Annotated in this window: 10 protein-coding genes and 2 pseudogenes; 5 read left to right on the forward strand and 7 right to left on the reverse strand. The window is 68.7% G+C overall.

Annotated features, from left to right (window positions below):
- Positions 1-22 precede the first annotated feature (22 nt).
- The 3 genes from EF387_RS41700 to EF387_RS41710 are packed head-to-tail and all read right to left on the reverse strand — an operon-like array spanning position 23 to position 1,689.
- The gene (locus EF387_RS41700; RefSeq protein WP_128381823.1) at positions 23-763 is read right to left on the reverse strand and encodes an NADH-quinone oxidoreductase subunit C; all 741 of its coding nucleotides are present in this window, start codon (positions 761-763) and stop codon (positions 23-25) included.
- Positions 760-1,314 carry a NuoB/complex I 20 kDa subunit family protein gene (locus EF387_RS41705; protein ID WP_128381824.1) on the reverse strand — a complete coding sequence of 185 codons (555 nt, stop codon included), beginning with the start codon at positions 1,312-1,314 and terminating at the stop codon, positions 760-762. The genes EF387_RS41700 and EF387_RS41705 overlap by 4 nt, the downstream gene beginning before the upstream one ends.
- 15 nt (positions 1,315-1,329) lie before the next feature.
- A complete protein-coding gene (locus tag EF387_RS41710; RefSeq protein ID WP_007383963.1) occupies positions 1,330-1,689 on the reverse strand; it encodes an NADH-quinone oxidoreductase subunit A in 360 nt (119 codons plus the stop codon).
- Between the two features lie 676 nt (positions 1,690-2,365).
- Here EF387_RS41710 and EF387_RS41715 point away from each other — a divergent pair.
- Complete coding sequence (locus tag EF387_RS41715) at positions 2,366-3,196, forward strand: C40 family peptidase (RefSeq protein ID WP_128381825.1); 831 nt, start codon at positions 2,366-2,368, stop codon at positions 3,194-3,196.
- 317 nt (positions 3,197-3,513) lie between these two features.
- On the opposite strand, the gene EF387_RS41720 is transcribed toward EF387_RS41715, so the two are convergent.
- Complete coding sequence (locus EF387_RS41720) at positions 3,514-4,821, reverse strand: geranylgeranyl reductase family protein (protein ID WP_128381826.1); 1,308 nt, start codon at positions 4,819-4,821, stop codon at positions 3,514-3,516.
- 99 nt (positions 4,822-4,920) lie between these two features.
- Between EF387_RS41720 and EF387_RS41725 the strand changes: the two genes are divergently transcribed.
- Both EF387_RS41725 and EF387_RS41735 read left to right on the forward strand, forming a co-directional pair.
- Positions 4,921-5,427: a GNAT family N-acetyltransferase gene (locus EF387_RS41725; RefSeq protein WP_128381827.1), complete on the forward strand. Its 507-nt coding sequence runs from the start codon at positions 4,921-4,923 to the stop codon at positions 5,425-5,427.
- Positions 5,428-5,669: 242 nt separating this feature from the next.
- Positions 5,670-5,999 carry a PASTA domain-containing protein gene (locus EF387_RS41735; RefSeq protein ID WP_274388985.1) on the forward strand — a complete coding sequence of 110 codons (330 nt, stop codon included), beginning with the start codon at positions 5,670-5,672 and terminating at the stop codon, positions 5,997-5,999.
- 179 nt (positions 6,000-6,178) lie between these two features.
- Here the strand turns inward: EF387_RS41735 and EF387_RS41740 are convergent, their stop codons facing one another.
- On the reverse strand, positions 6,179-6,880 hold the full coding sequence (locus tag EF387_RS41740) for a demethylmenaquinone methyltransferase (protein WP_128381829.1): 702 nt from the start codon (positions 6,878-6,880) through the stop codon (positions 6,179-6,181).
- A gap of 434 nt (positions 6,881-7,314) precedes the next feature.
- On the opposite strand from EF387_RS41740, the pseudogene EF387_RS41745 reads away from it, so the two are divergent.
- A pseudogene (locus EF387_RS41745) lies at positions 7,315-8,075 on the forward strand (hypothetical protein); the annotation flags it as partial.
- Between the two features lie 506 nt (positions 8,076-8,581).
- Positions 8,582-9,622 carry a chitinase gene (locus EF387_RS41755; RefSeq protein ID WP_128381831.1) on the forward strand — a complete coding sequence of 347 codons (1,041 nt, stop codon included), beginning with the start codon at positions 8,582-8,584 and terminating at the stop codon, positions 9,620-9,622.
- An 18-nt stretch (positions 9,623-9,640) separates the two neighbouring features.
- On the opposite strand, the gene EF387_RS41760 is transcribed toward EF387_RS41755, so the two are convergent.
- Both EF387_RS41760 and EF387_RS41765 read right to left on the reverse strand, forming a co-directional pair.
- Positions 9,641-10,054 carry an imidazolonepropionase-like domain-containing protein gene (locus EF387_RS41760; RefSeq protein WP_128381832.1) on the reverse strand — a complete coding sequence of 138 codons (414 nt, stop codon included), beginning with the start codon at positions 10,052-10,054 and terminating at the stop codon, positions 9,641-9,643.
- Between the two features lie 117 nt (positions 10,055-10,171).
- A pseudogene (locus EF387_RS41765) lies at positions 10,172-10,592 on the reverse strand (dehypoxanthine futalosine cyclase); the annotation flags it as partial.

The following is a 10,592-nucleotide window of genomic DNA, read 5'->3' on the forward strand; positions in this document are numbered from 1 at the left end:
CGGTCGGGCGACGGACGGGCGCTCATGTGTACGACCTCCGCTGGTCCGGAGCCGGGATCTGGGCGCCCTTGTACTCGACGGGGATGCCGCCGAGGGGGTAGTCCTTGCGCTGGGGGTGGCCCTGCCAGTCGTCCGGCATCATGATCCGCGTCAGCGCCGGGTGGCCGTCGAAGACAATGCCGAAGAAGTCGTACGTCTCGCGCTCGTGCCAGTCGTTGGTCGGATACACCGGGACCAGGGACGGGATGCGGGGCTCACCCTCGGGCGCACTGACCTCCAGGCGGATCAGCCGGTTGTGGGTGATCGAACGCAGGTGGTAGACGGCGTGCAGCTCACGGCCCTTGTCGCCGGGATAGTGCACGCCGGAGACACCCGTGCAGAGCTCGAAGCGCAGCGCGGGGTCGTCGCGCAGGGTCCTGGCGACCGTGAGCAGGTGCTCGCGCTCGATGTGGAAGGTGAGTTCACCGCGGTCGACGACGGTCTTGTCGATGGCGTTCTCGGGGACGAGACCCTGTTCCTCCAGGGCGCCCTCGAGTTCGTCGGCGACCTCGTCGAACCAGCCGCCGTAGGGGCGGGAGGCCGGGCCCGGGAGCCGGACGGAGCGGACCAGGCCGCCGTAGCCGGAGGTGTCCCCGCCGTTGTCGGCGCCGAACATGCCGCGCTGGACGCGGATCTCCTCACCGCGGTCGCCGCGCTGCCCGGGGAGGTTGTCGGCCGCGAGGTCCTTCTCGGGGTTCACACCGTTACCGTTTGCCTCACTCACCGCAGCAGCCCCTTCATCTCGATGGTGGGGAGCGCCCTGAGCGCCGCTTCCTCCGCCTCGCGGGCCGCCTCCTCGGCGTTGACGCCGAGCTTGGAGGTCTGGATCTTGTGGTGGAGCTTGAGGATGGCGTCCATCAGCATCTCGGGCCGCGGCGGACAGCCGGGCAGATAGATGTCGACGGGGACGATGTGGTCGACGCCCTGGACGATCGCGTAGTTGTTGAACATGCCGCCCGAGGACGCGCAGACCCCCATGGAGATCACCCACTTGGGGTTCGGCATCTGGTCGTAGACCTGGCGCAGCACCGGCGCCATCTTCTGGCTGACCCGGCCGGCCACGATCATCAGGTCGGCCTGGCGCGGTGATCCGCGGAAGACCTCCATGCCGAAACGTGCCAGGTCGTAGCGGCCGGCTCCGGTGGTCATCATCTCGATGGCACAACAGGCCAGGCCGAAGGTGGCCGGGAAGACGGACGACTTGCGCACCCAGCCCGCGGCCTGCTCGACGGTGGTCAGCAGGAAACCGCTCGGCAGCTTTTCTTCGAGTCCCATGCTCTTAAAGGCCCCTCAGTCCCATTCCAGGCCGCCCCGCCGCCATACGTACGCGTAGGCGACGAAGACGGTGAGCACGAAGAGCAGCATCTCCACGAGCCCGAAAACACCCAGGGCGTCGAACGTGACGGCCCAGGGGTAGAGGAAGACGATCTCGATGTCGAAGACGATGAAGAGCATCGCCGTCAGGTAGTACTTGATGGGGAAGCGCCCGCCACCGGCCGGCGTGGGGGTCGGCTCGATTCCGCACTCGTAGGCCTCGAGCTTGGCCCGGTTGTAACGCTTCGGACCGATCAACGTGGCCATGACCACGGAGAAGATCGCAAAGCCTGCCCCGAGGGCTCCCAGTACGAGGATCGGCGCATACGCGTTCACGCTCCTCGCTCCCTTCAGTCGGCGCTGACTGCTGGCGGTTGCGTCGGACTTCTCACCCGCCCCTTACGGAGCTCTCAAAGATCGCTCACATGTGAAGCAGGTCACAAGCCCAACTGCCACGCATCTTATGCCTGTGGGTCTGTGATCTGCGACACGGGGTACAGCAAGGACTTTGTGATCTCCACCACCCGAACAAGGATCATGAAGTCGGATGAGCGACGATCTTCGTACACGAAGCAGTCGCGTGATCACCAAGAGGTGACATTTTCATTCATCGCGCCTGGTCGCGGCGGTCTTGCACTATCAAGCGTCATGCCGTAGGGGCAAATTGGCGCTGGACCAGATCCCTTGATAGGGGGTCCCGTTCACACGCGACAGGGAGGGCGCGGCGGGCTGCGGACGCGTGCACGCGTTCACGAGCGCCGCGCACCGCCCGGAAGGGTGACCTTTCCGTGACCTGCGCCACATCGAATGTCACGGATCAGAAACCGGGCTTGGCCAACGAAGTCATTGAATGGTAAGTGCGCGGCAAATCGGGCGAATTATTGAAAGCCCGTGATCACAGCCTTGTCGAGGGGTGTCCACATTGTCCGCTATGGCGTCAATAAGGAACCGTAGGCGAGGGATTTCGGAGGTCGATTGAACAACTGTGGCGCAGGACACGTTTCTTGAAGGTATGGAGGAGCCCCTGATACCGGTTGGACTCATGTCCCACACCGCTCACATACGCAGCCACCGGAAACCCCGGCGCTCGAGTGCCTCGACGACGGCACTGCGCGCCGGTGTGGCCAGTGGTGTACTCAGCACCCTGGCCGTGGCGGCTGCCGCCGGCACGGCCAATGCGTCGGAGTCGTCGACGCAGACCCAGGAGCTGCCCGCGCTGACGGCGGACCTCACGGCGACGATCGCGCAGTCCGTGGCGGCGACCCAGCAGGCCGCGGCCGACTACCAGCTGCAGGCGGAGCGCGACGCCGCCGCCGCTCAGGCCGCCGAGCAGGCCAAGGCCGATCTGGCGGTCGCCAAGAAGAAGGCCGAGGAGAAGCGCAAGGCCGAGGCAGAGGCGAAGCGGCAGGCCGCCGCGGAGCGTGCCTCCCGGTCCACCGAGCGGACCACCCTGACCTCCACGAGCACCTCCGCGTCCGCTCCGGCGAGCGGCAGCGTGGCCACGGTCATCAGCTTCCTGAAGGCCCAGGTCGGCGACGCCTATGTGCTGGGGGCGACCGGGCCCAACGCCTGGGACTGCTCCAGCCTCGTGCAGGCCGCGTTCAAGCAGGTCGGTGTCGATCTGCCGCGGGTCTCGCAGGACCAGTCGACGGTAGGCACCGACATCCCGCTCTCCCAGATCCAGGTCGGGGACATCCTCTACTGGGGCGGCAAGGGCTCCGCTTATCACACCGGGGTGTACATCGGTAACGGAAAGTACCTGGATGCCGCCAACCCGTCCAAGGGTGTGGTCATCCAGGACCTCTCCGGGTACCCGGCTTCCGGCGCGGTACGCGTGCTCTGAGTTTTCAGGGTTTCCGGTGCACTGACTGTGGTGCGCTGAGTCGGAGTTGTGGCGAAGGGTCGCCCTCCCGTGGGGGAGGGCGACCCTTCGGCGTGTGCGGAGATCCTCGTGGAAGAGGGTGCGTGTTGTGCGGGGCCGTCGGGGCCCCGCGGGGCTCGGCCCGCGGAGGCCGTCGCCGGAGGCCCGGCAGCGGACCACGCCCGGCAACAGCCGTCACCGGGAACCCGGCAGCGGACCACGCCCGGCGAAAGCCGCCGCCGGAGTCCCGGCAGCGGACCATGCCCGGCGAAGGCCGTCACCGGGAACCCGGCAGGCGCTCAGGCTCGCGGAGCGACCTTGCTGAGGCCGTTGATGATGCGGTCCATCGCGTCGCCGCCCGTCGGGTCGGTCAGATTGGCCAGGAGCTTGAGCGTGAACTTCATCAGCAGGGGGTGGGTCAGGCCGCGCTGCGTGGCGAGCTTCATGATCTGCGGGTTGCCGATCAGCTTCACGAAGGCACGGCCCAGCGTGTAGTAGCCGCCGTAGGTGTCCTTGAGGACGCGCGGATAACGCTGGAGGGCCATCTCGCGCTGGGCGGGGGTCGCCCGGGCGTGCGCCTGGACGATGACGTCTGCGGCGATCTGCCCGGACTCCATGGCGTAGGCGATGCCCTCGCCGTTGAAGGGGTTCACCAGGCCGCCGGCGTCGCCGACCAGCAGCAGACCGCGGGTGTAGTGCGGCTGGCGGTTGAAGGCCATCGGCAGGGCGGCACCGCGGATCGGGCCCGTCATGTTCTCCGGGACGTAACCCCAGTCCTCCGGCATGGACGCGCACCAGGCCTTCAGGACCTCGCGCCAGTCCAGTTCCTTGAAGGAGGCGGAGGTGTTGAGCACGCCCAGGCCCACGTTGCTGGTTCCGTCACCCATGCCGAAGATCCAGCCGTAGCCCGGCAGCAGCCGGTCCTCGCCCGGCCCTCGCCGGTCCCACAACTCCAGCCAGGACTCCAGGTAGTCGTCGTCGTGCCGGGGCGAGGTGAAGTACGTGCGGACCGCGACGCCCATCGGACGGTCCTCCCGGCGGTGCAGGCCCATCGCCAGGGACAGCCGCGTCGAGTTCCCGTCCGCCGCCACCACGAGGGGCGCGTGGAAGGTGACGTCCCGCTTCTCGGCCTTGTCACCCGCGTCGGGGTCGCCCAGCTTGGCGTGCACGCCGGTGATGCGCCCCGTGCGCTCGTCGATGATCGGGGCGCCGACGTTGCACCGCTCGTACAGCCGCGCGCCCGCCTTCTGCGCCTGGCGCGCCAACTGCTCGTCGAAGTCGTCCCGTTTGCGGACGAGTCCGTAGTCGGGGAAGGAGGCGAGATCCGGCCAGTCGAGCTGGAGCCGTACGCCGCCGCCGATGATCCGCAGGCCCTTGTTGCGGAGCCAGCCGGCCTCCTCGGAGATGTCGATGCCCATCGAGACGAGCTGTTTGGTGGCGCGCGGTGTCAGACCGTCGCCGCAGACCTTCTCCCGTGGGAACGCGGTCTTCTCCAGCAGCAGGACATCCAGTCCGGCCTTCGCCAGGTAGTACGCGGTGGTGGAACCGGCTGGCCCGGCCCCGACGACGATCACATCGGCGGTGTGTTCGGAGAGGGGCTCGGTCACGGCGGGATCTCCCCAAGGTTGGTTATCTGCGTGCTGACGGGCACTGGACATGGGCAGTCTATTCAGCGGTACCGATCACCCGGCTGAAGGGCTGCCCCTGTGAACCGAGCCTTGCCCGCTGTACGACTGCGCGTCCCGACGCACGAGGACGCCTTCGCCTGGCACCGGATCTTCGACGATCCGGAGGTGATGGAGTTCCACGGCGGCAAGGCGGCCGAGCTGTCCGTGTACGAGGAACTGACCGCGCGGCAGCGCAGGCACGACGCGGAGCTGGGCTTCTGCCTGTGGACCATGCTGGACGAGGACGGCGAGGTCATCGGGTTCACGGGCGCGCAACCGTGGCCGCACGAATGGGGCCCCAGGGGCGAGACGGAGATCGGCTGGCGGCTGGCGCGGCCGTACTGGGGGCGCGGATATGTCACCGCCGCCGCGCAGGAGACGCTGGGCAGGTTGCGGGAGGCGGGGCTGAGGGGTGTCGTGGCCATGGTCGACGCCGCCAACGAGCGGTCCATCGCGGTCACCAGGCGGCTGGGCATGGTGCTCGCCGAGAGGCACGTCGCGCCCGTCTCACGTCGGCCGGGGCATTGCTATCGGCTGGAGCTGTAGGAGCTGGGGCTGAAGGAGCTGGAGGTGTTGGAGCTGAAGCTGTAGGAGCTGGAGCTGTAGGAGCTGGGGCTGAAGGAGCTGGAGGTGTTGGAGCTGAAGCTGTAGGAGCTGGAGCTGGCGGAGCTTCAGCTTCGGGAGCTCGATCTGCAGGAGCGCGAGCCGTGAGGCCCGGTCCTGCCCCCGACGCTTCCGGAAGGGCCCGGTGCGGGCTTACCCTTCCGGTACCGCTGGGGGTGACGTAGGTGTACAAACCACCCGAAGTACACGTGCCGCGGCTGGTCGGTCTGATGGCCGTGGACGCCCGGGAAAGAGCGGAAGCACGTGGTGTCCGGATCGCCGCGCCGGACCGGCCCGACTTCCATCTGACCGTCTTCGACTACGTCGTACGGCAGTTCCCGCTCCCCGGGGCCGAGGTGCCGCGCGGCGCGGTGGTGACCGTGTGGTTCGACTTCGGCGAAGGAGAGGGCGAGGGAGGCGCGGGTGTGCGCGAACCGCGTGTGCCGCGGCCGCCGTCCGGTGGGATACGGCGCGAGTTGGATGCGCCGGGGGACGCGTTCGAAGTCCTCAGGTGAGGCCGGGACCGTTCCGCGCTCATCGGGGTGATCGGACGGGGCGCCAGGGTGGTTGCCGTGGGTGCCGCGGTGAGCCACAGGACGCCGTACAGCACGGCGTCCGGGAAGCTGAGGCGTGCGGCGACCGTGTCGGTGCCCGTGCCGAGGCTCGAGGCGCCGACGGCCCCGACCCGAACCGCTCAGCCCTCGTGCGGCTTGAATCCCCGGTGCAGTGCCACCACCCCGCCCGTCAGGTTGCGCCACGCCACCTTCGACCAGCCCGCCTTGCGCAGGTGCTCGGCCAGGGACGGCTGGTCGGGCCAGGCGCGGATGGATTCGGCGAGGTAGACGTACGCGTCCGGGTTGGACGACACCGCGCGCGCCACGGGCGGCAGGGCGCGCATCAGGTACTCGGTGTAGACCGTGCGGAAGGGCTGCCAGGTCGGGTGTGAGAACTCGCAGATCACGACGCGGCCGCCGGGACGGGTCACCCGCTGCATCTCACGCAGGGCCGCCTCCGTGTCCTGGACGTTGCGCAGCCCGAAGGAGATCGTCACCGCGTCGAAGGTGTCGTCCTTGAAGGGCAGTTTCGTCGCGTCGCCCGCCGTGAACGGCAGCCAGGAGTGGCGCTGCTTGCCCACCTGGAGCATCCCGAGGGAGAAGTCGCAGGGCACGACGTACGCGCCGGTCCGCGCGAAGGGGAGGGACGAGGTCGCCGTACCGGCCGCCAGGTCCAGGACCTTCTGCGCGGGCCGGGCGTCGACCGCCTTCGCGACCTCCTTGCGCCACAGCCGGGCCTGGCCCAGGGACAGCACGTCGTTGGTGAGGTCGTAGCGTTCCGCCACGTCGTCGAACATCGCGGCGACTTCGTGCGGCTGCTTGTTCAGGGATGCGCGGGTCACGCGCCCATTGTGGCAGGAGGGCACAGGGCCGGGGCGCCCGGGAGCAGAGCGCGGGGAACGGGAAGCAGAGGCGAAGGGCCCGGGCGCAGAGGCGCGGGGCCCGACTCGGCCGGCCGGCCCGGATCGCCGCCGGGCACACAGGCACACGGCCGACTCGCCCTGCCCGGATCGCCGCCGACCGCACAGGCACGCGGCCGACTCCACCTGCCCGCATCGCCGCCGGGCACACAGGCGCGGGGCCCGGCTCTGCCGGGCCGGATGGCCGTTCCGTGCCCCGTCAGCGCCGCAAGGCCTCCACCGGCTGAATACCCGATGCCCGCCACGCCGGGTAGAGCCCCGCCACGACTCCGGTGACCAACCCGATCACTGGGGCTGCCGCGACCGTGCCCGAGGACTCGCGCGTCAGAAGCGTGTTTCGGCAGTGGTCTGCTCGCAACCCGGCCGGCGACCCGAAGCGCTTCTGCTACGACCTGTCGGGCAGCACGACCCACCGCGACGCCCAGATCCGGCACGCCCTGACCCGGCTGCTGCATCACAGCCAACGGTGCGGGGCCGCGGCGATCGCGATCGAGGACCTCGACTTCACCAACGGCACCAGCCGGGAGAAGCACGGCCGCAACAAGCGCTTCCGCCGACTGCTCTCCCGTTTCCCCACCGGGAAGCTGAAGGCGCGGCTGGGGGCGATGGCCGCCGAACAAAGCCTCGCGATCGTCGCGGTCGACCCCGCCTACGCCTCCCGCTGGGGCGCCCAGCACTGGCAGCAGCCCCTCACCAGCAAGACCCGCAAGGCCACTCTCCCCCAAGCTCTCGGCTCCGCTCGAGCGGGGGGTACCCCCATCGACGCGGCAGCCGTGGCGATCGGACGGCGCGCCCTCGGGCATCCGATCCGGCGACGGACGACACCGCCCCCACAGCACCAGAGCGATGCTGCGGGGCATCGGACCGCCCAGGCCGGACCGGGTACCCGTGAGCGTGAGGAACCCCGCCCCCGCATTCCCGGACCACGATCGAGAGTCGTGCCGCCCGGACGCGGAGCGGTGGGGGTACCTCCCTGCTCGAGCGAAGCCGAGAGCTTGGGGGAGGGCGACCAGAACGCCCAACACCGTTCGGAGCACGCGACTGAGCTGCGTCCTGGCAGCAGGACTCACTCCCGCTCAGTCTCTACGAACGGTCAGGGAGGTGCCCCATCCCATGAACGCCATGCCGAGCACGGCCGCGTAAGCGAGACAGCCGACGCCGGCGAGAAGGCCGAGACGGCGAAGTATCTTGGATCTGCGCCCGGAGTTGTCCACGAACACGGGACCCTCCGCGGATCCCTTGCCGCTTTTACGACGACGCCCGCGCGCCGCCGCCTGATTTTCGATGGCAGGCTCGGATTTCATTCCCCGGGATTAAGTCCCGGCTTTGTGTCAGATACCCGGAATTCCATGTGAGAAGCCACGAGAAACGCCTTGACCTGTCTTCTTCCTATGAGTTTCCAGAGTCTCCGGCGCGCAGCGGGCTGGATAAGAGTGCACCGAATGTCCGCAAACCTCCGCCCGGTTGGTCCCATCCGGTCGAACTTTCTCATGAAGTGTCTGTGAGCGACCTGTCATGATGAAACCCGACGCGGAACACAACGGCGTGTGAGAGATTCCCCTCCGGGAAACTCTTTTTTGTTTCCGTGCTGAGACAGCAATCACGAAAGCAGGTGCATGGTCAATGAGGAGTTTTCTGAAGCCGGCCGCCGGGCTCGTCTGCCTGTTGGCACTGGCCAGCGCAGGATGCTCCTCCGGTGGTGACGAGTCATCGGACGCCGGGACTCCCAAGGCGCCGGACAGTACCCGGGCGGCGCCCTCGGAGCCGGCTCAGGACGCGTCGTCGTCCACGACGTTCGCGCCGTACGTCAGCGCCAGCAGTGCCTCCGATCTGGACGCCGCCGGATCGCCGTCGACGTACAACCTCGCCTTCGTCGTCGCCAAGGGCAACTCCTGTACGCCGGTGTGGGACGCGAGCACCCCGATCGACAACTCGGCGGTCACCTCCCGGATATCGGCGCTGACCAAGTCCGGTGCCTCGGTGCGGGTGTCCTTCGGCGGGGCGTCCGGGACGGAGCTGGCCGAGGCCTGCGACAGCGCCTCCGAACTCGCCGCCGCCTACGGCAAGGCGCTCGACGCGGCCGGGGCGACGCAGGCCGACTTCGACGTCGAGGGTGACGCGCTGAAGGACTCCGACTCGGTGGAACTGCGGTCGAAGGCGATCGCGCTGTTGCAGAAGGAACGCAGCGGCCTGAAGGTGTCCTTCACGCTGCCCGTGATGCCCACCGGGCTGGACTCCGACAGCAAGGCGCTGCTGGACTCCGCCAACAACAACGGGGTCCAGGTCTCCACCGTCAACATCATGACCATGAACTACGGCGAGTCGTACCGGGACGACATGGGCGACTACGCGATCACCTCGGCCGAAGCCGCCCATGACCAGCTCGCGGACATCTTCGGCCTGTCCGACGCGGATGCCTGGCGGGGCATGGCGCTCACCTCGATGCTCGGGGACAACGACATCAAGGGCGAGACCTTCACGCTCGACGACGCGGCCCAGGTCCGCTCGTTCGCCGAGGAGAAGGGGATCGCCTGGGTCTCCATGTGGGCGACGTTCCGCGACCGGCAGTGCGACAGCGGCGACTCCTCGTCGAACGACGCGCTGACGAACTGCAGCGGGGTGGAACAGGAGGACGGCGCGTTCGGGAAGGCGTTCGCGGGGTGACCCACCCCGTGGCGCCTCCTACCGACGCCGGTGCACCAGCCGCCCCGCGCACACCGTCGCCACGCACTCCCCCTCCGGGGTGAAGACCGCCAGGTCCGCACGGGCCGACTCCGTGAGAGGGAGGGAACCGGACCGCGGCAGGACCAGTACGTGGTTCCGGTCCGCCGCGGCACGGAGCTCCGGCGTGTCCGCGTGTTCCGCGAGCACCGCCACCGCGCCGAGTTTCAGCACCTCGTGCACCCGCTCGCGCGGGGTCGGCGCGTCCGGGAGCGGGCCCTCGTGGACCCGGGCCGGGCCCAGCCTGCCTGGCCAGCGGCGCACGCGCGCCCCGGGGAAGCGCTCGGCCAACTCCTCGTAGGAGCCGACGGCGGCGACCCGGTCGCCCGCCACGGCGACCGTGACGCCTTCCTCGGCCGTATGGATCGTCAGCACGCCTGCTCTCAACCTCGGTCGGCCTCGGTTGCCGTCAGTTGCCGTCAGTTGCCGTCACGCCGGTCGGCGTCTGTTGCCGTCAGTTGGGGCACTACCTTCAGCCGGCGACCGTCGGCATCAGTTGGAGGCCAGCAGCTTCAGTTCGGGGTGGGCGGTGCCACCCTCGATCGCCGTCGAGGAGATGTGGGAGACGACCCGCTCGTCGACCGGGTCGTTCGCCGGGTCGTCGTGCACCACGATGTGCTCGTACGTCGTCGTCCGCTGCGCCGGCACCCGTCCCGCCCTGCGGATCAGGTCGATGATCTCCTGCCGGTTGGAGCGGTGCTTGGCGCCCGCCGAGGAGACCACGTTCTCCTCCAACATGATCGAACCGAGGTCGTCGGCGCCGTAGTGCAGGGACAGTTGTCCGATCTCCTTGCCGGTGGTCAGCCAGGAGCCCTGGATGTGGGCGACGTTGTCCATGAACAGCCGGGCGATCGCGATCATCCGCAGGTACTCGAAGATCGTCGCCTGTGTGCGGCCCTTCAGATGGTTGTTC

The sequence above is a fragment of the Streptomyces cavernae genome, assembly GCF_004023625.1.
GTDB lineage: Bacteria > Actinomycetota > Actinomycetes > Streptomycetales > Streptomycetaceae > Streptomyces > Streptomyces cavernae.

Bases quoted from the DNA above. Each gene is read 5' to 3' on its own strand.
- EF387_RS41705 (WP_128381824.1), bottom strand. From the start codon at position 1,314: ATGGGACTCGAAGAAAAGCTGCCGAGCGGTTTCCTGCTGACCACCGTC.
- EF387_RS41715 (WP_128381825.1), top strand. From the start codon at position 2,366: ATGGAGGAGCCCCTGATACCGGTTGGACTCATGTCCCACACCGCTCAC.
- EF387_RS41755 (WP_128381831.1), top strand. From the start codon at position 8,582: ATGAGGAGTTTTCTGAAGCCGGCCGCCGGGCTCGTCTGCCTGTTGGCA.